This is a genomic window from Leuconostoc sp. C5, from assembly GCF_056530425.1.
This window is the reverse complement of sequence record NZ_CP134351.1, coordinates 480,899-500,443: the sequence shown is the minus strand read 5'-3', so window position 1 is coordinate 500,443 and position 19,545 is coordinate 480,899. Positions and strand designations below refer to the sequence as shown.

Annotated in this window: 16 protein-coding genes and 1 tRNA gene; 1 reads left to right on the top strand and 16 read right to left on the bottom strand. The window is 38.4% G+C overall.

From position 1 onward, the window contains the following. Positions 1–49: 49 nt before the first annotated feature. From recG to RHP56_RS02585, 13 genes are all read right to left on the bottom strand, one after another. Positions 50–2,080, bottom strand: coding sequence for an ATP-dependent DNA helicase RecG (gene recG, locus RHP56_RS02645; protein WP_096638974.1), 2,031 nt, complete (start codon positions 2,078–2,080; stop codon positions 50–52). A gap of 338 nt (positions 2,081–2,418) precedes the next feature. Beyond that, positions 2,419–2,489 (bottom strand) — tRNA-Cys (locus tag RHP56_RS02640). Between the two features lie 127 nt (positions 2,490–2,616). Next, on the bottom strand, positions 2,617–2,919 hold the full coding sequence (locus RHP56_RS02635; RefSeq protein ID WP_010289461.1) for a hypothetical protein: 303 nt from the start codon (positions 2,917–2,919) through the stop codon (positions 2,617–2,619). A gap of 40 nt (positions 2,920–2,959) precedes the next feature. Then, positions 2,960–3,736 carry a YibE/F family protein gene (locus tag RHP56_RS02630; protein WP_014324393.1) on the bottom strand — a complete coding sequence of 259 codons (777 nt, stop codon included), beginning with the start codon at positions 3,734–3,736 and terminating at the stop codon, positions 2,960–2,962. Next, a complete protein-coding gene (locus tag RHP56_RS02625; RefSeq protein ID WP_042250713.1) occupies positions 3,736–4,821 on the bottom strand; it encodes a YibE/F family protein in 1,086 nt (361 codons plus the stop codon). The genes RHP56_RS02630 and RHP56_RS02625 overlap by 1 nt, the downstream gene beginning before the upstream one ends. Further along, positions 4,818–5,765, bottom strand: coding sequence for a primosomal protein DnaI (dnaI, locus tag RHP56_RS02620; RefSeq protein WP_004164550.1), 948 nt, complete (start codon positions 5,763–5,765; stop codon positions 4,818–4,820). The genes RHP56_RS02625 and dnaI overlap by 4 nt, the downstream gene beginning before the upstream one ends. Positions 5,766–5,772: 7 nt before the next feature. Then, entirely contained in the window at positions 5,773–7,062 is a 1,290-nt protein-coding gene (locus RHP56_RS02615) for a DnaD domain protein (RefSeq protein WP_042250718.1), read from the bottom strand. Further along, positions 7,049–7,669 carry a dephospho-CoA kinase gene (gene coaE, locus RHP56_RS02610; protein WP_011679361.1) on the bottom strand — a complete coding sequence of 207 codons (621 nt, stop codon included), beginning with the start codon at positions 7,667–7,669 and terminating at the stop codon, positions 7,049–7,051. The genes RHP56_RS02615 and coaE overlap by 14 nt, the downstream gene beginning before the upstream one ends. Next, complete coding sequence (locus tag RHP56_RS02605; protein ID WP_059441941.1) at positions 7,670–8,404, bottom strand: DUF975 family protein; 735 nt, start codon at positions 8,402–8,404, stop codon at positions 7,670–7,672. Position 8,405: 1 nt separating this feature from the next. Next, positions 8,406–9,239 carry a bifunctional DNA-formamidopyrimidine glycosylase/DNA-(apurinic or apyrimidinic site) lyase gene (gene mutM, locus RHP56_RS02600; RefSeq protein ID WP_014324388.1) on the bottom strand — a complete coding sequence of 278 codons (834 nt, stop codon included), beginning with the start codon at positions 9,237–9,239 and terminating at the stop codon, positions 8,406–8,408. 190 nt (positions 9,240–9,429) lie between these two features. Further along, positions 9,430–10,725: a DEAD/DEAH box helicase gene (locus RHP56_RS02595; protein ID WP_102753118.1), complete on the bottom strand. Its 1,296-nt coding sequence runs from the start codon at positions 10,723–10,725 to the stop codon at positions 9,430–9,432. Position 10,726: 1 nt separating this feature from the next. After that, on the bottom strand, positions 10,727–11,731 hold the full coding sequence (locus RHP56_RS02590; RefSeq protein ID WP_050884039.1) for a Gfo/Idh/MocA family protein: 1,005 nt from the start codon (positions 11,729–11,731) through the stop codon (positions 10,727–10,729). Then, positions 11,728–12,465: a GH25 family lysozyme gene (locus RHP56_RS02585; protein WP_025267840.1), complete on the bottom strand. Its 738-nt coding sequence runs from the start codon at positions 12,463–12,465 to the stop codon at positions 11,728–11,730. Before RHP56_RS02585 ends, RHP56_RS02590 begins: the two co-directional genes overlap by 4 nt. 144 nt (positions 12,466–12,609) lie before the next feature. On the opposite strand from RHP56_RS02585, the gene RHP56_RS02580 reads away from it, so the two are divergent. Beyond that, positions 12,610–13,839 carry an aminopeptidase gene (locus tag RHP56_RS02580; RefSeq protein WP_011679355.1) on the top strand — a complete coding sequence of 410 codons (1,230 nt, stop codon included), beginning with the start codon at positions 12,610–12,612 and terminating at the stop codon, positions 13,837–13,839. Between the two features lie 514 nt (positions 13,840–14,353). On the opposite strand, the gene alsS is transcribed toward RHP56_RS02580, so the two are convergent. The 3 genes from alsS to uvrC all read right to left on the bottom strand — a co-directional run bounded on the left by alsS (position 14,354) and on the right by uvrC (position 19,505). Beyond that, positions 14,354–16,039: an acetolactate synthase AlsS gene (gene alsS, locus RHP56_RS02575; protein WP_102753117.1), complete on the bottom strand. Its 1,686-nt coding sequence runs from the start codon at positions 16,037–16,039 to the stop codon at positions 14,354–14,356. 181 nt (positions 16,040–16,220) lie between these two features. Then, positions 16,221–17,540: a GTPase ObgE gene (gene obgE / locus RHP56_RS02570; protein ID WP_014324382.1), complete on the bottom strand. Its 1,320-nt coding sequence runs from the start codon at positions 17,538–17,540 to the stop codon at positions 16,221–16,223. Positions 17,541–17,705: 165 nt separating this feature from the next. Next, the gene (gene uvrC / locus RHP56_RS02565; RefSeq protein WP_011679352.1) at positions 17,706–19,505 is read right to left on the bottom strand and encodes an excinuclease ABC subunit UvrC; all 1,800 of its coding nucleotides are present in this window, start codon (positions 19,503–19,505) and stop codon (positions 17,706–17,708) included. Between the last annotated feature and the right edge of the window lie 40 nt (positions 19,506–19,545).

Sequence of the window (19,545 nt, the reverse complement as noted above, 5' to 3'; positions counted from 1 at the left end):
TGAACACGTTCCTTTCCATTTTTAATCTCTATTCTTACGCCAACACTGCTTAATCTAAGTGCCGATAATGCGCCATTGTTCTTGATAAGTAATCCACTAGTTCCTGATTTTCAGAGGATTTATCCCAATCGTCAGTACTAACCATACTAATTGCTTCTTGCTGAGCGACTTCCATCATTTTCAAGTCTTTAATCGGATCCCCAACGGCAAATTCTGGTACACCAGACTGTTTGGTTCCTAATATATCGCCAGAACCGCGTAGTTCTAGGTCTTTTTGCGCTAAGAGAAAACCATCTGTTGTCTCAACCATTGCATCAAGCCTAGCACGGCCATAATCGGTCTTTGGATCTGCGACTAAAATCGTGTACGATTGTCTCGTACCACGACCAACTCGACCGCGCAATTGGTGTAATTGTGCCAATCCAAATCGATCTGCGTCCATAATTAACATGATACTAGCATTGGGTACATCAACACCCACTTCAATGACTGTAGTAGCAACTAAAACCTGAATTTTGTTTCTTTTAAAGTCGGCCATCAAAGCTTTTTTTTCGTCGTTCGAGAGCCGACCATGAAGTAAGCCAATTGTGTCATTTGGCAGTTCAAGTTGTAATGCTTCATACATTGCTTGCGCATTCTGCACATCTAATGCTTCTGACTCTTCAATCAGAGGCGTCACAACATATGCTTGCGCGCCCTCTGAGAGTTGTTGTTTAAGAAAATTAATTGCCGAGTCAATTTGATTATGACTAATCTTTCGTGTCTGAATTTGCTTGCGACCATTGGGTAGTTGATCAATTATTGATACATCCATTTCTCCATAGGCAGTGATAGATAAGGTACGAGGAATTGGCGTGGCCGTCATTGCTAGTATATCAGGATTCACACCATTTTCACGTAATTTTGCACGTTGATTGACACCAAATCGATGTTGTTCGTCAATCACTGCTAAACCTAGGTGATGAAACATTACATCCGGTTGTAACAACGCATGTGTGCCAACTAAGATATCTATTGTTCCGTCAGCTAAATCTTCTAATAGTTGACGTCGAGCCGCAGCTTTCATACCACTGGTCAATAGTTCAATACGAATGTCAACGCCTGATTTTTCAAACATTGAAGCTAAATTAATGGCGTGTTGCTGAGCCAAAATTTCAGTCGGCGCCATCAATGCAGCTTGCATTCCTGCGGTGACAACAGCATATAATGCAATTGCTGCAACTACCGTTTTACCAGAACCTACATCACCTTGTAATAAGCGGTTCATGTGAACTGGACGTTTTTGATCTTTCAAAATTTCAGAAACAACTTTTTGTTGTGCCCCCGTCAATGTGAAAGGTAAGCCAGCTTCAAATTTGTTTAGCGCTTTACTATCATAATTAATACCTTCACCGGAAAAGTTCTTATCAGCTAATTTGAGCAATTGTAATCTCATTTGAAATATAAAAAATTCCTCAAAAGCTATACTTCGGCGTGCTAATTTAGCTTGCTCCATGTCAGCGGGAAAATGCATATTTTCAATTTGCGTATTTCTGTCTAGTAAACGGTATTTTTGACGAATTTTATCGGGCACTAACGAGCCAACTGTACCACGTACATCGGCCCACGCAATTTCTATCAAATGACGTATTGTTTTAGCGCTTATTTGTTTTGACGAAGGGTAAATTGGGTCAAGTTCATTGGAAGCCTTGGAGATCACTTTCATTCCTGTCAAGGACGCTTTAGCAGCATCATAAGTACCATAAACAGCAACTTCTTGGCCAACCTCGACATTTTGAGCAATCCATGGCTGATTAAAGAATGATACACGCACATTTTCATGCTCTATCATTAGTCCAAAACGTGTTTGAGATCGTTTGCCAAAACGAGTCACAACAGCGGGTGTACTCACAATTCCCTTAAAAGTAGCCTTTTCTCCATCCAATGTTTCAGAGGGTAGCCGTTCTCCTAAGTCTTCATAACGAAATGGAAAATAATTGATTAAATCCTCAATGGTAAAAATACCAATTTCATGTAACGCATCTAGGCGCTTAGGACCTACACCTGGCAAAATATTCACATTGTCATTTAGGGTTATCATCTTGAATATTATAACATATAAAAAAGTACCGATAGCGTGGCAACAGCAACAGCAGAGCAATGCTATCTATATCATTTCTTGACTTCATTTTTAAAAAAATAGTTGGCAGTGTCTGCCTGTATTTGCTCGTCAAACGCTAACATCAATTCAATGGTTGAAAGACATCAACAATATTTTTCATGTTATCTATTTTTTCACCAAATAGCTTTTTATTCGCTTGCAGGCAAAATCTTCAATCATAACTATTTCTTATATAAAAAACACTGCTAAAATTATAATGTCAGCTTGTTCAATTAAACTAGCATCCATAAAATTTTACAGCGTTTATCATATTTAGAAGGTAGTAACCGGAGTCGAACCGGCGATCACGGTTTTGCAGACCGTTGCCTTACCACTTGGCTACACTACCAAACTTATTTGCGTTGTCACATCAAACAACAACGCTCTTAATTATATATAAAATTGATCAAAATTACAACATTTTGGTTACTTTTCATATACATTGTTACTAATCGGTCTTTAAACACGGTTTGCAGTTAGCCCAACCGATTATCCAAAAGTATTCTTTGTAACTCTTCTTCAATTTCAGGTGTCTTAACCCATTCTTCCCAGCCATCATATTCCAGAGGCAATAGTTTATAGTGTGAATTAATATACTCTTCCACTTTTTCTACGTGAGTGGAGCGTGGTATGTTCACTTTCAAAATCTGAACACTTTGAATAAACCCGTGTTCAGCCGCATACTCAGCACGACCATTATGAGGGATGTTTCCTAGTTCAAAATAAGAACTGCCGTCATTACGTGTGATTCGTTCAATTAAATCAAAAGTTTCTTTCATAGTGAATTAATTTTTAATAATGAAGTCTTAGAAGTGGACTTCATTCTCCTTTTCTCATATTTTTGCTTTGTATTTTCACATATTCATGTACAACTAATCGACTAGCTACCCAGATACTCATCAAAATTCCTAGCATACCCAACAACATTGTAACAACTTCCATCATTAATAACTTTGCATTAAAAAACATTGCGATTGAATATCGTAAGCGAATAAACCAGATTAAAAGCGGTAGATTGGCCCCTAAAACCCCAAAGAAAAGTGTGTTAATAGCTGTACCTAATATTTGCCCACCGATAATATGTGCATGCGCATATAGACTTTTTTTGCTCAAATTTGGTGTGCGCTCTATAACCTCATTCAAGTCCGCCACAATAGCCATTGCGGCTTCAGCAACAGCCCCTAAAATGGATATAACCATTACAATTACAGCGACCTTTGTGAAAGGAAGACCGACATTCAACGATAAGCCTTCCAGTTCTTCCGAATTTTCGGTTGCGAATCCTTGAAACTGGCCTAAATGCTGAACCAAAATCGCCACTACCATCAAAATTGACACAACTATCAAGCTTGTCTTAAAAGCTGTATTAGTCACAAATTGATTTTCTGCACCTAAATAAATTGCAAGAGCCAAAATAATGACACTCATTAAAGCCGTAACAATGTAAGCATTAAATTGCCAATTGATTAAAATCATTAAAATGAAAATGACGATAAAGTTCAACACCAAGCCTACAAAAGCTTTCATTCCCTGAACACCGCCAACAAATACCATTAAAATAAATAAAATAATTATTAATAATCCAATTGCATTCATTAGTCCACCACCTTGTATCGCTCAGCAATCCAGCCAACCAAAGCACTAGTGACAGGGACAGCTAATACAATGCCGATTCCAGAAATAACTGTCTGTAAAATACCTAGGTTCATAATTTGGTCAAGTATATAGGGCCAATTATTGCCATTTCGTAGCATCAAAAAAACCATCGGCATTGTTTCCGCAATGAAAATCATGAATAGTACATTAATTAATGTACCCATAATATCGCGCCCAACATTCATTCCCGCATGCCAATAATCCTTGAAGTGTCGCTCGATTTTTTCACGACGCAGACCAAATAACGCAGCAACAATATCTGCAGCTTCATCCATAACCGCTCCTAGAACACCAATAATCGTTTGGGCGATAAACAAAGTCACTGGCACTTGCGTTACATACGACATTGTTTCAAAATGAACACCTTCATTACCTGTAATTTTAAGGGCAGCAAACATGATGAACATCGTAAGGACCGTTGATAAAAGAGTTGCCAAAAGCGTCACCACCATCTGAAGGGTTCTGCCCAATACTAATACCAAACTCAGTGAGGCTACAACGATAGCTAAAATACTAAAAATCAAAATGACATTCGGATTTTTAAGATGAACATCTATATATAATGCAATTGCAAAAAGAATCACATTAGCGACAAGGCTGAGGGTTAGCCATGACGTCGCACGCCATTTTCCGTAAATCAATAACAGCCCTAATAGTAAAACAACTAAAGATCCGATGACTGCGTCACGTTTAAGAGATATAATGCGAAAATGTCCCGCATGCCCTGTTAATAATAGCTGGTCTCCAACTTTGTACTTATGTGTCACAGTTTGCGAATCGGTGTATTGATTTGTCAACTTAATGATTTTGTTTCTGTTTAACAGTTTAACCGTTAATTGTTGATGATAAATATTATCTGTATTATTATGCTCATCTGTCGTTTTTTGTTTGGACTGAACTTTGACATGCGTAACCTGCCCTACTGGCTCTTGATACAAAAATGAATCAGATCTCAATAGAAACCAAGCAGCAATTACGGCAATGGCCACAAACCAATAATTTTTTGTTTTTTTTAGGAATATCAATTTTCTAACCGTTTATTTTTTCCTGTCATTTGGACCGGCTTAGCTAGAAACTTCACTCTTTGCATGAGTCTAGCAGCTTTAATAGGTTCATTACCTTCCCTAGTTTGCGACAGATATTGTTCAAACCCATTCGCATCAAAATTAGAGGTAAAAAAAGTTGTTAACTCATTTTGCATACGGTATTCCAAAATAATACCAAGAATCGAATCTCGGCTCCACGCTGTCAACGTATCTGCGCCAACATCGTCAAGAATTAACACAGAAACACTTTTTGCCTTACTTAATAATTCATCCAAAGATTCATTTTTATGATCAAATGTTGCCTTCAAATCACTAATAAATGAAGGGAAATGTAATAACATAACGCCTATGTTATTAACGGCCAATGCGTTAGCAAGAGCCCCCATCATATATGTTTTACCTACGCCAAAATCACCGTATAAATAAATACCTTGAACAAAGTTGTTTTGGACCGTACTAGTTAAGCTTTTTAGAATTTTATTGAGCGAAACAAATGCTTCCGTTTTACCCTGTTCCTCTTGGGCATGATCAATGATTTCCTGCCCGATAGTGCTCCAATCTGCTGAACGAACAGATTTTGGCATTTTGTACAAAGTCAGTTTTTCACGTTGCATTAATTGTTTGCGTGTTTTTTCATCAGCAACATAATGAACTATTGGATAACCTTTTTCAATCGTTAACTGTGGATAATATCCTGGATAGAGAACTTTTTCCCCAGCTGCAATTCTTTTCTTTTGTTGAATGTACTCATACAGATCACCCATTTTAAGTTGAAAAGCATCTGAGTTCAATTCATCTTGATGCTCATTCCAAAAAGAACGTATATCTTGATCCTTTCCAATGGATTCAATAATATCCGATAAATTAGCTTTATTAGCATATTGTTGCTGAAATTGCTTGAGTACTTCAGATAAATTCTGCATATTAATCTCAATTCTTAGTCTTAATATTCAACTTTTTTAGTTCAGCTAAGGCTTCCGCTACTTCATCCACAGAAGTTGCTGGCTTATTTTGGGAAGTATCAGAAGGCATTTTTGGTTCGACACGCGTCACTTTTTTGGTATAGTTTCGCTTTGTAGGGCGACTAGGTTGATATTTTTCAATTGCATCTAGTGCTGCTTCAGCCGAATTCACATGCATTTTCAACCATGAATTAGCAATTGTTTCCGCTGTATCAACATTGACAGTATCACGATTTCGTTTACCCAACTCGTACCAAACCAACATGTTGACAACCTCTGCTTTGAGGCGCACATCTTTGATCATTTTACTGATGAAATAATATTCATTTCGTGTCACAAATCCGCCACCTTTTTTAAACTTAACATCTTCAATAAAGGCATTAGGCGCTAATGTTTTTGCATCTTGAACTAATTGTAACATTTCTCTGGAACGGTTTTGTTGTACTGGCTGTGAGACCACCGGCTCTGCAACGACGGTTGTACGATTCTGACGCATAACTTGCTGCAAAATCTTTTCGTCAACATCATGCGTATCTAATGAGATTGCCTGGGAGGTGTAGCCAGCCAGCGTCACCTCATCAACACCGTAGATCACGTGCATCGATACTAAGAAATCACGATGTTGTGCCAACTTTTCTATTGTTGTACCTCTCACTAAGCCGGTAAAGTTTTCAAAATTAAAGTCATCTTCTATTTCAATTTTGCCATGACTTGCTTTTACTTCAACTGTTGGTAATGAGGTAGCTGTGTCGTGCTTGAAGACCTGTAAAAACTTGGCGGATATATTATCACCCTTCACGTTTGGTTGTCCTTGTGTAGCATATCGTTTCTGGAGTGTTAAATAACGTTCTTCCCCAACATATTTAAACAATAGTCCGGCCAATAATTTTTCTTTGAAAAAACTGTCAACGTCAAGCGGAGCAAATAATTGATACGTATAAATTTCTCCCAAAGCATCTTCCGTATAAAGTGTCGTCAATAGGCCAACCGCTTCTAAACGACGACGAACCTTAACAAAATCGGGTAAACTGACATTCAGACTATCTAAAATAAAATTATGATCTTCACGTGCATCTAGTCGTGTATTGTAGGGTAATTCTCTTACCAACATATGGTACAATGCATATCCAGTTGCACCAATAAACGGCGTGTATAAATCAAAAGCACGATCTAAATCAGTCAATGTGATTGGTGTGTTTGACTGCACAAAAACACCAGCCTTAGCGTGAAACTCAATTGTGCCATCATTTTGCATCATGCGTTGACGCGATCTCCTTTATTTTTTTGATTAAAACTGTAACTTGTTCCTGTAGCTCTTCGATACGGCCATTATTGTCTATAACATAATCAGCTCTCGCAATTTTCTGCGACATTGGTAACTGTGCCTTTACACGATTACGTGCCTCCATATTACTAAGTTGATCACGATTTTCCAAACGAAATAATTGGATTTCTTTGCTAGCAGTAACAACAATTATTTTATCTACTGACTTATTTTTATCATAGTCTCGTTCAAATAACAATGGCACATCCAGGACTAATATTGGCACATTTTGTAAACGCCAAAAATTAATTTTATCTGCCATAGCACTGCTAATGGCTGGTTGCATAATATCATTTAATTTTTTTAATTGGGCACCATCTTCAAAGACAATTTGACCAAGCTTACGTCGATCTAATACGCCATTGTCAATTATCCCTGGACCAAACGCTAATTTAATTTTCTCAAGCGTTGGTGTTCCTGGCTCAACAACTTCACGAGCCACTATATCTGCGTCAACAATTGGAAAACCTGCTTGACGCAACAAAGCGCTAACTGTTGATTTCCCTGTAGCAATTCCACCTGTTAAACCAATTGTCAACATTTACTGTTCCTCGCTTACTTCATTATTTAGCTTAAATAACCGACGTGAATAAGCTACCTTAGTAGCATTCAGATAAGGAATAACATAAATGTAAGCCAAGCCAGCTGTCAATATTCCTAATAAATGCCAACCAATAAAACTCAAGTCTAATAAAAATAATTCCCACTTACGGCCATTCATTATTTTTCGGCTACGTGTAATATAATCTGTCAATGCATTGGCTTGTTTTCCAGCATCCAAATCTAGTTTATAACTAAAATACGTTTGAGCGTAGGAATAATGCTTAATCAATCCGGGAATTGTAAACAGCATCGTCCAAAGAAAAGTCAGCATGGACTGCACGACGGCTAATAGCAGACTTTGCGCAAATTTACCATTATTAAATATTTGAAAAGTTTGAATGAATCTTGGATTCTTTTTAGGATTATTAAACCAATCAATAATTGTCCAAGAAACAGACCACATAAATGTTAGCCCAGCTGCATCTTGAAATACTGAAACAATTACTTCGCTCGGATTCAGACCTAGAGATGTTGTTGTTGAAGAAACATCAGCGCTAGACATTAGATTGGTGTCTTTGATCATCGCATACACTGTGAAAGTCATCATTGATAAGGTCGTCACTGTCACAATAATCGCGATAATATTAATTTTGATAGCTGTTCCTAGTCGACCCTTCATCAATTTCTTTGCGTCGCGTTTGACGTCAATAATACTTATTGGTTCTTGATTCATATTAATCCTTCTCCACTTGACAAAATGGACAAAATGTCGTGCCACGTTGACCAACTTTTATTTTAACCATTGGCGTATTGCAACGTAAACATGGTTCGCCAGCATGCCCATAAGCCTGTAATTCATTTTGAAACTTGCCCACCTCACCAAAAACATTACTAAAACTATGCACTGTTGTACCGTGATGCTTAATCGCTCGTTTAATTTCTGAAATGATGTTTGCTCTAAGAACACTCAGTTGAACTTCATCTAGTACATTGGCCGGCGTTTTGGGATGAATTTTGCTTTGCCACAGAACCTCATCAGCATAAATATTGCCAATACCAGCTATTTGTGTTTGATCCAATAAAAATGTTTTAACAGGCCTTCTAGACTTTGAGAAAATGGCCTTCATATAAGATAAAGTCAGCTGCTCCTCTGTCGGTTCTGGTCCTAATTTGGACAACGAAGGCACTTCTGTGTTTTCAAAACCAGTTGTGGTCAACGCCATGCGCCCAAAGCGTCTCGTGTCATTGTAAAACAAAGCTCGCTTATCAGATAATTCAAAGACAATCTCTGTATGTTTATAAGGGACCGTCTCAAGGGACTCTACTGAATATTGTCCTTCCATTCGTAGGTGCGAAACAATCGTATGATTATTCGCTAAACGTAGTAATAAATATTTGCCACGACGATCAATTTGTTTAAATTCTGTGTTCATGACACCGGTGATAAACTGCTGCCCATCACCAGTAATAACTTTTGGGTAAGGTAACTGTACATCAATAATTTTGCTGCCAATAATTAGTTTTTCAAGCCCACGTCTGACTGTTTCAACTTCTGGTAGTTCTGGCATCTTCCCTCCTGCTGTCTTGTAAAACAAGACTAATTGTTTTATAGCTTGATTTTATAAATTTGCCTTGCATTATTTCTATATTACATTATTTTAACACACAGGCACTAAAGCGCACCCAATCAAATATTGTGTGCGCTTTTAACTTTATATCATATTGTCACGCAAATAACCAAGTATCAAGCTAACCCAATCACTTCGTTTTCCCGTTCTTAGCCCACTTTGGTTTTCCCTTATCTTTGGAACTTTTTGCACGTTTCTTCTTTTTAACTTTTGTGGTAGGCTCAACTATAACTTCTTTTTTTGTTACCAAAGGAGCGGCACTTGAGGACTTTTTGGCTTTAGAGACAGATGAAACATCATTTGTGTTTGTATCTTTTGTGACAGTCTTTTCTTGGGACTTTATACTTTTTTCAAACAAGTTTTCTGCTTTGTCTAGATTAAAGCTATCCCCTAATTCTCTTTTCAGGTCACGAATGTCATGATCGTTACCAAGATTCAATATACGACCTATTTTTCCCATACGTCCTGTTCGTCCCGTCCTGTGGACATAGGTTTTCTTACGTTGTGGCAATTGTGCGTTCACTACTAATGGGAGATCTTCAATATCTAATCCTCGCGCCGCAACATCAGTTACTAACAATAAAGTTACTTCCCCTTTTTTGAATAAACGCAAAGCGTCTGCACGTTGCACTTGGCGCTTGTCATTACTACCGATGCTCATAACACTCACATGAGCGTGTCGCAAGGTAGCTTGCATATTCACTAAAGCACTGATTGTATTAAAGAATACCAAAGCCTGTTGATTATTTCGGGCTAATTGTATTAATACTTTTTCTTTTGCACGTTGATCCACGTACTGGAATTCATGCTTAATAGATACCGGCGCATCTGTTCCTACAGAAATCGGATGCACTTTTTGTTCAAACGTGTCGCTGACATAGTTTAGATCCACACCAGAAGTTGCTGAAAACAATCCTAATTGAATATGTGAAGGCAACTTATCTGCTAGCTCCTGTAAACTGTCATGACGTTCCTCAGTTAACATTGCATCAGCCTCATCAAAAATAACGGTTGCAATATGATCTAATTTTAGTACGCCACCGTCTACCATTGTCAGCACACGACCCAAAGTGCCAACTACAATGTGCGGCTTGTCTTTCTTGATTTTATCAGCTTGTCGACGGCCATTTGCGCCACCAATTAAACTAGCTACACTTGCACCAACAACATTCCCCCATTCTCGAGCGACCTGTGTTGTTTGCATGGCCAATTCTTGGCTGGGCGCTAGGATCAATACTTGTGTACGTTTCAAGTTCGTGTCAATACGAGATAAAACTGGTAATACAAAAGCTAATGTCTTACCAGTTCCAGTTGGTGCTAAACCAAATATTGAATCGCCATCCGTCAAGCGTTGCCAAACAGCACTTTGTATAGGCGTTGGTGTATCAAAAGAGGCGTTAAATTTTTCTAAAAGTTCAGGTTTCATTTTATTCCTTTATATCTGCAGGAAACTCAATGCCTGCAGATTGACGCAAGTCAAACAATGTCTGGTTCACTTGCTTCGCCAACTGAAACCACTGACTATATTCAGCGTGATTTTTAGTTGGGTCGTTAATAATATTTGCAAAATCCTGACTCTCACGAATCATGGGATTTTCTTCGGGTACATCTCCTAAATGATTATTGTTTCCTTCACCATCATAATAAGTAACCTTTTCAAGCTCTGCAATATTGCTGACACTAATTGTATCCTTTAATCCATAAAACTCGCTTGGTAAATACGAATTTGAAGTTTTACCGAAGATAACAGTTACATTAAAATTGTCGTAAAATAGATTGGCTACACCACTACCATCGGCCCCGTTGCGTAATAGTCTAGGTAAATACTGTACGGCATTAGGCGCACCATAAACAGCCAACGCTGCGTAAATTGGATAGACGCCCAAATCATATAACGCACCAGCACTAAACTCTTTCGTCAGAACATTTGGCTCCTGCCCAGCTAAGTAAGCATCATAACGGGATGAGTACTTTTGATAAACTAGCGTTGCCCCTTGTAACTGATCCATCTTAGCGACTGTTTCCTGAATGGCCTTGAAATTTGGTTGATGAACATGGCGAGCAGCCTCAAATAAACGCACATCTGGATGTGTTGCTAGCAGAGATTCTATTTTTTCAAACTCTGTTGGGTTACTAAACGAAGGTTTTTCAACAATCACGTGAACGCCGGACTGAATGGCTACCTTAGCCTGTTCAAAATGCAAAGCGTTCGGTGATGCTATATAAACCACATCAATATTTTGATATAAATCACTTAAAGTAGTAACTACATCAACATTGTCTGTATCAAGGTCTAATGATGCTAAAAATTTTTCACCACTAGCTTGTGAACGTGAATAGACTGTTGTTAAATCATACGCTTTTGTTTTTATTGCTGCATCAATGAGCATTGCTGTGATCCAGCTTGTACCAATAATACCCAATTTAATCATTTGTACACCTCAAATTGTTTTTGCGTGCCATTAAACACTGTCGTTGGCATTTTAATTGCCTTCAACCCTGATCCAATTGTTTGATCTTCATCATATTGAATAAATAAGTTCTTGCTGTCTGTATTTTTTGTATTGTCTTCAATCAACCAATATTTTGTTTTGGATATTGTGGACGACAACTTCTTTTGAACATTTGGTGTCGTATAAATAATCATGTCATGATTATAGTGCGAAGCTAGTATTTGGACTAGCGATGCTAAACGTTGCTTGGATGTTGCCGTACTAATCTGATCAGCAGTCACTGAAATTGCAATTGGCAGCTCACCAATATTGTTTCCCACATTGTCAATATAGTATTGTGCTTGTGTCGCTGCTGTGACGCTCGCATCATAAACATGAATGGTCCCAACTTTCAAATGGGCTGATTTAGCGCGGGAAAAACTCGATTTATAACCACCATCCATGACCGAACTACCAGATGTCGTGCGCATATAAACAAAGCTCACACCATTACTTGCTAGATTATTAAAATCAACATAGTTAGATGTTTGGTTAATTGACACACCCTGCACTGAAAAGCCGCTAGGAATTGTATTTGTTTGTGTCACCACTGGTTTCGCAAAAACCCAGACAGTAAATGAACAAACAATACCAGACAGAATCAATAGCCAAGAAGTAAATGTTAGTAATTTTTTAGTTTTATATTGTGAGGCACTTGCAAATACATTTTCCATACTATTATTATACAAGAAAATAGATACTTACGCCTATTAACATGCCTTACGAAAATGATAAATCAATAACAAAAAACTTGCTAACATGGTGCATTAATGGGAAAATTGACAGACAAACTAAATTTACTCATACGGAGAGAAAACATGTCTTTAGAAACAAAACTCAACAAGTACGCTGAACTCATCGTAAAAAAAGGGGTTAACGTCCAACCAGGACAAACAATAATCCTTTACGCAGCAGTTGACGAAGCTTATTTTGCTCGTAAAATTGTTGCCGAAGCTTATAAAGCAGGTGCTCACGAGGTTGTTATGGAATGGTCAGATCAAACGATCGCCAAAGAATTTCTAAATCATACGTCGCTAGACCGTCTGAAGGAAGTACCAAATTATCAGGTAACTAAAGCAAATGAATTAATGGACAAATACGCCTCCCGCATTTCATTAATTTCACAGGATCCTGATGGTTTGGCTGACGTTGATGCAGAAAGATTAGCTACATTGACAAAAGCCAATCAAAAAGCATTATTCCGCGTTCGTGAAGCAACGATGAAAGATGATATCTCATGGCTTGTTGTGGCAGCAGCTGGTCAAGAATGGGCAGAAAAAGTATTCCCAGATTTAAAAGGACAAGATGCAGTGAACCGCTTGTGGGAAGAAATTCTCAAAGATGTGCGTATTGATGATGATAGTGATGCAGTGGATAACTGGGATCTACACATCAACAAACTCAAAAACAAAGCCGATTGGTTAAACGAACAAAATTTCAAAGAACTACATTACAAAAACGCAAAATCTGCTTTCACAATTGGATTAGCTGAAGGTCATGTCTGGGAGGCTGCTTACTCCCAAGATAAAGCCGGCAACATCTTCATTCCAAACATGCCGACTGAGGAAGTCTTTACAGCACCAGATAACCGTAATATCCATGGTCATGTGGCAGCAACGCTTCCACTGTCTTATCAAGGTAATGTCATTGAAAATATTGAATTAGATTTTGAAGACGGTCGCATTGTCAAAGCACAAGCTACTTCTGGATTAGATGTATTAGAAAAAATCATCAATACTGACGAAGGGTCTAAATCACTAGGTGAAGTTTCTCTAGTACCCGACCCTTCACCAATTGCACAAAGTGGTATTTTATTCTACAATACCCTCTTTGATGAAAATGCTTCCGATCATTTGGCCATCGGTGCTGCTTATGCTTCTAATATTTCAGGTGGGAAAACAGAAAAACCGGAGAATTTAGCGAAGCGCGGATGGAATATTTCAGATGAACATGTTGACTTTATGATTGGATCAAATGATATGGACATTGATGGTGTCACTCAAGATGGTGAGGTTGTACCAGTATTCCGTTCAGGTGATTGGGCATAAGTTCCTGCATCCTACCCAAACTTCGAATAAGTGATACACTAGGTTAGAGGTTTACGTATGTTTAATAATCTATTAGATAATTGGGATGGTGGCCGACCAAGGTCAAAAAGACTTTATGATCTATTTTTCATTATTTTTATCGCAATTATAGGTCATGTTGATTTTTGGTATTTTCATCCCCAAAGTAGTATAAGATTCCGATTTATGATAATCATTACAACCCTAATTGCATTAATTTATTTACTTCAGTTGCCTCGTTTAACAAATAATTCTAGTGTCCCCTATAAATTATTGTCGCTATACTATTTTTGTTATATCGGCTGCACTTTCGTACTCACTAATATCTTTACAAACAATATTCTTGGCCTTACCTTTTGGCCTCAGTTAATTGTATTTGTGGTCTTTGAAAGCATCCTATTAACACGAACTATAGAAAAACCAGTTTAACATATAGAAAAAGGAACAGGCTAATGTTGCGCCTGTTCCTTTTTAATTATAAAACTTAGTAATAATGTTATCCTTCAGAACCAATCAATTGTGAACCAAGCTCATAGTTATGTGAATAATCTACCGGAATATCAACAACAACAGGTCCTTGTGTTGAAAATGCCTCGTCTAGCACAGTATCAAGGTCATCTGGTGTTTCAACGCGTAAGCCTTTGGCCCCAAAACTTTCAGCATACTTAACCAAATCAATGTTACCAAACTTAACCCCTGCTGACTGGCCGTTGTATTTCATTTCCTCTTGGAACTTGACCATATCGTAATATGCATTATCATTCCAAACGATGTGGACTGTATTTAATCCTAAACGTACTGCTGTTTCTAATTCCATCGCTGAGAAGAAGAAACCACCATCACCAGATACTGATACCGATTTGGCATTAGGACGAACCATTGCTGCCGCTAAAGCCCAAGGTAACCCTACCCCAAGTGTTTGCATGCCATTAGAGATAAGGTAGTGACGCGCAACATAAGACTTGAAATGACGTGCCATCCAAATATAGTGTGAACCGATGTCTGTTGATACTGTCATATCATCTGTCACATGGGCTTGAATCGACTTAATAACATCCAACGGATGGTTCAAATTTCCTTGTGCTGGGGTATAAGAAGGTTCGTCAGATGCTCGTAGATCTGCTTTCAATTTTTTTAGCACTTCTTTGCTAGTGGTTGGCAATTCATATCCGTTAAGACGTTCTATCAACAAACGTAGGCTCTGTGCTAAGTCCCCGACCAACTGCCGTTGCGGTACAAAATTATTATCAATTTGAACCGGTGTTGTATCCAAAGCGACAATGTTCAGAGTGTTTTCTTTGTTCCAGTTACGTGGCTCATATTCAATCGCGTCATAACCCAGTGTAATCACTAAATCAGATTGCTTTAGCAGTTTGTCGCCAGTTTGATTACGGAATAGGCCAATACGGCCGAAAAATGTTTCCGGTTCTAATTCACGTGAAATTACACCAGCACCTTGGAAAGTTTCAACGACTGGCAAAGTTGTTTGTTTCAGTAATTGGTGTAGTGCAGTAACGGTAGCATCATCAGATCCACGTGATCCCACAAGCAACACCGGTAATTTTGCAGCCTTAATTTGTTCAGCTAACCAATCAATATCCTTAATAGCGGCTGCGCCTTGCTGTGCAGGGGTAATTTTAGGAAGTGCTTCAATAGTTACTTGTGCATCGTCTACATCTTGTGGCAATGAAACAAAAGTCGCACCTTTTTTAGCGCCATTAGCGGCTGCAAAAGCATTAGCAATAATTTCTGAAATATTATTTGGATCTTGAATTTCTGAAGCGAGGTTTGTGATCGGACTAAACAATGCAACTGAATTTGTTGATTGATGAGTCAAACGATATAAATCATTTCTCGGTACTTGACCACCAATGGCTACAATAGGATCGCTTTCAGCGGTTGCTGTCATTAATCCAGTAGCTAAGTTGCCGACACCAGGACCTGAGGTGGCAATAACAACACCTGTTTTTCCTGTTATACGAGCAAATGCCTGTGCCATAAAAGCTGCATTTTGTTCGTGACGTGCAACAACTAATTTAGGTACTCTTTGACCTTCGGCTGGATGTTCTAATGTTTCGAATAAACGATCAATTTTAGCACCTGGAATTCCAAAAACTAAATCAACACCATGATTGACTAAACTATCGGTAACAATATCTGCACCATATTTTTTATTTGACATGATTCATTTGCCTCACCTTATCTTAGTATTTTCATCATAGCACTCTTGATTAAATTTGAGTAGCCTTAAAATTGTGAAGATCGCTTATACAACAAGGTATTATTTTCACAAGAACAGATATAGCTCTTTAAAAATTGTAAAAAAAAGGTTCGTCTTGTTGACAAACCTTTTTGAGAATATTTTATTCACTAAATTCAAATACGAAGTCGGAATTATTGATGCGAACATCGTCACCATCTTTAGCTCCAGCTTCACGAAGTTTATCATCAACGCCCATATGACGTAGTTGACGAGCAAATCGCATAATTGTTGCGTCACGCTGAATATTAGTCATTAAGAATAACTTCTCGATTTCAGCACCGCTAAGCAACCAACGTTCTTCATCCGCAATCCACTCGACTGTGAAATCATGTGTTTCCGGTTTGAACGTGTAGCTCTTTTCAGATGTATCATTTTTGGTCTCTGGTCGATAACTTTCAGGCGCGGGTGCTGTAGCTAACATATCTGCTGTTAAACGCATTAAGTCCTTGACACCATCACGTGTGATTGATGATATTGGTACAATTTCTGGTTGGATGGGTAACCCAGAATCAGTAGCAACTTCTTCCCTAAACTTGGCAAGATTTTCTTCAGAGTCAGGCATGTCCATCTTAGTTGGTACAACAATTTGTGGTCGGTTTAAAATCGTTTCATCATATTGTTGTAGCTCATCTAGTATTTTACGATATTGTGTGTAGGGATCTGTTCCCTCAATACCTGACATGTCAACTAGATGCAGAATAACTTTAGTTCGTTCCACATGACGTAAGAATTGGAACCCCAGCCCGATACCTTGAGAAGCCCCTTCAATTAATCCTGGCAAGTCAGCCATAACAAAATCACGATCGTCGTCTAGACGAACCATACCAATGTTTGGTGATAATGTTGTAAAATGATAAGCCGCTACTTTTGGTTTAGCATTTGAAACAACTGACAGGAGCGTTGATTTACCGGCAGAAGGAAATCCAACTAAACCAACATCAGCCAGTACCTTAAGCTCTAGCTTTAGATTCCTAATTTGGCCAGGTTCACCGTTTTCTGACAATTCTGGCGCTGGGTTTGCTGGCGTAGCAAAATGAATATTTCCACGTCCACCACGCCCACCTTTAGCGACCACAAGTTCTTGGCCGTTTTCAAGCATGTCAGCCAATACTTCACCTGTATCAGCGTCGCTAACGGTGGTACCTTGTGGCACCTTAACGACACGGTTATCAGCTGAAGCACCGGTCATCCCTTTCGTGCCACCATTACCGCCTGGTTGAGCTTTAAAATGCCGATTATAACGAAAATCCATTAGTGTGCGCAGGCCTTCATCTACTTTAAAGATGATTGAGCCACCATGACCACCATCACCACCAAACGGTCCACCCATTGCTACGAATTTTTCATGACGGAATGAAACAATACCGTCACCGCCTTTTCCGGCCTTTACTTCTATTTGTGCTTGATCTACGAATGCCATATCTATATAGAGCGCGAGCAGATATATTCTTTGCTTGTAAACCAAAAAATTAACATTTAACTTAATCGTTTAGCTGACTATCCTGCGGCGCCTTTTCTCCTTTACTGCTCTACAACGAAGAGCTTGCGAATAATTAACACTCTAGTTTAACATATATAAGCCATCTTAGCTATTATCACCTGCCGAGAGCGACAAATGAATCACACGTGCTAATTTTTCATTAATACCAATGTCAACTAAGTCGCTAACACTTGCTGCGGTAATTTTGGGTAACGACCCAAACTCTCGCAAAAGCTTTTGTCTTGTTTTCGGACCAACACCTTGTATCGTGTCTAAACGTGAAGCAAGTGAGTTTTTTGAACGTAACTGACGATGAAAACTAATAGCAAATCGGTGTACCTCTTCTTGTACGCGTTGTATTAAAAAGAAACCCTCTGACTGTTTGTCAAGAGTAACTATCTGATTAGTCACACCATCGATTAGATCAGCCGTCTTATGCTTATCATTTTTAACCATTGCGGCAATTGGTATATTTGTTAACCCAAGCTCATCCTCTAACACTTCTTGCGCCGCATGCAATTGAATTTCGCCGCCATCCATTAAAATTAAATCAGGAAAATCGCCGTCTTCCCTTAATAGACGAGAATATCTGCGACGAATAACCTCTTGCGTTTCTGCCCATTCATTTGCATGATCTGTCGATTTAATTTTATATTTACGGTACTCTGTTTTATTAGGGATCCCATCGTCAAAAACAACCATGGCACTGACAATCTCAACTCCTTGTGTATGAGAGTGATCGAATGCTTCAATTCGATGACCCATAGGTATTTGAAGTGCATCAGTAATTTCCTTCATTGCCCCAGTCGTTTTTCGCTCATTCAATTGCATTAGTCGGAATTTTTCCTCTAACACAATACGAGCATTTTTAGCAGCTAAATCAAGTAACTCCCGTTTTTCACCACGCACAGGAATTCTAACTGGAACCTCTAGAACAGCAGAAAGTGCTTTTGTATCAATACCTTTTGGTACCAAAACTTCGCGTGGCTTTTGAATGTTTTTTTGCGAATAAAATTGCTGAATAAAACTGGAAACTTCTTCATCAGCCTCACCAACAATGGAAAACGTTCGCTTAAATTGACGAATCAAACGGGCTTGCCGTAGAAAGAATACCTCAACGGTCATCCAGCCCTTATCCATATAATAATTGAATAGGTCTCTTGGTGTAGTGTCTTTTGATAGCACACGTTGGCTCTCAACAGTTTCGTCGATATACTTTAACTGATCACGTAAATCTGCAGCCCGTTCGAATTCCAATGACGATGCTGCAACTTGCATTTTTTCAGCTATTTGTTTCTTGACAATCTTTGTATCACCATCAAGAAACTTTTTGATGCGGCTGATCTGATCATTGTATTCTTGAACAGGAACATCACGGAAACAAGCGCCCAGACATTGACCCATATTATAGTACAAGCACGGTCTACCTTGTGGTCCGTTACAGCGGCGCAATGGATAGTTCTTCTCTAGAAACCTTAGCGTTTCTTGGGCAGCATAGACGTTTGGGTATGGTCCAAAATAAAAACCACCGTCTTTTTTTACCTCATTGACTAAAGCCATTTTTGGATTACGTTCTTTTGTAATCTTGATATAAGGATATCCTGTACCATACTTCAAACGAATATTGTAGTATGGTTTATACTTCTTGATCAATTCGTTTTCTAACAAAAAAGCTTCTTTATCAGAATTTGTCACGATGAAATCAAAATCAACTATTTTGGATACTAATTCGGCTGTCTTTCCGTCATGATCTTGCTTAAAGTATGAACGAACACGATTTTTTAGATTTTTTGCCTTACCAACATAAATAATTTTGCCATTCTGGTCTTTCATCTGATATGAACCAGGCTCACTGGGTAATAAAATTAATTTTTGTTCGATATGTTGTGTTGTATTTGCTAACATGTTTTCATTATACCTTGTCTGTCAAGTTTGTCAGCTCCCA

Coding starts and splice junctions, on each gene's coding strand:
- alsS (WP_102753117.1), bottom strand. CDS start 16,039: ATGTCAAATAAAAAATATGGTGCAGATATTGTTACCGATAGTTTAGTC.
- RHP56_RS02580 (WP_011679355.1), top strand. CDS start 12,610: ATGTCTTTAGAAACAAAACTCAACAAGTACGCTGAACTCATCGTAAAA.
- RHP56_RS02630 (WP_014324393.1), bottom strand. CDS start 3,736: ATGAATGCAATTGGATTATTAATAATTATTTTATTTATTTTAATGGTA.
- RHP56_RS02585 (WP_025267840.1), bottom strand. CDS start 12,465: ATGGAAAATGTATTTGCAAGTGCCTCACAATATAAAACTAAAAAATTA.
- RHP56_RS02615 (WP_042250718.1), bottom strand. CDS start 7,062: ATGATGCAAAATGATGGCACAATTGAGTTTCACGCTAAGGCTGGTGTT.
- obgE (WP_014324382.1), bottom strand. CDS start 17,540: ATGGCATTCGTAGATCAAGCACAAATAGAAGTAAAGGCCGGAAAAGGC.
- uvrC (WP_011679352.1), bottom strand. CDS start 19,505: ATGTTAGCAAATACAACACAACATATCGAACAAAAATTAATTTTATTA.
- RHP56_RS02635 (WP_010289461.1), bottom strand. CDS start 2,919: ATGAAAGAAACTTTTGATTTAATTGAACGAATCACACGTAATGACGGC.
- dnaI (WP_004164550.1), bottom strand. CDS start 5,765: ATGCAGAATTTATCTGAAGTACTCAAGCAATTTCAGCAACAATATGCT.
- recG (WP_096638974.1), bottom strand. CDS start 2,080: ATGATAACCCTAAATGACAATGTGAATATTTTGCCAGGTGTAGGTCCT.
- coaE (WP_011679361.1), bottom strand. CDS start 7,669: ATGTTGACAATTGGTTTAACAGGTGGAATTGCTACAGGGAAATCAACA.
- mutM (WP_014324388.1), bottom strand. CDS start 9,239: ATGCCAGAACTACCAGAAGTTGAAACAGTCAGACGTGGGCTTGAAAAA.
- RHP56_RS02590 (WP_050884039.1), bottom strand. CDS start 11,731: ATGATTAAATTGGGTATTATTGGTACAAGCTGGATCACAGCAATGCTC.
- RHP56_RS02595 (WP_102753118.1), bottom strand. CDS start 10,725: ATGAAACCTGAACTTTTAGAAAAATTTAACGCCTCTTTTGATACACCA.
- RHP56_RS02605 (WP_059441941.1), bottom strand. CDS start 8,404: ATGAATCAAGAACCAATAAGTATTATTGACGTCAAACGCGACGCAAAG.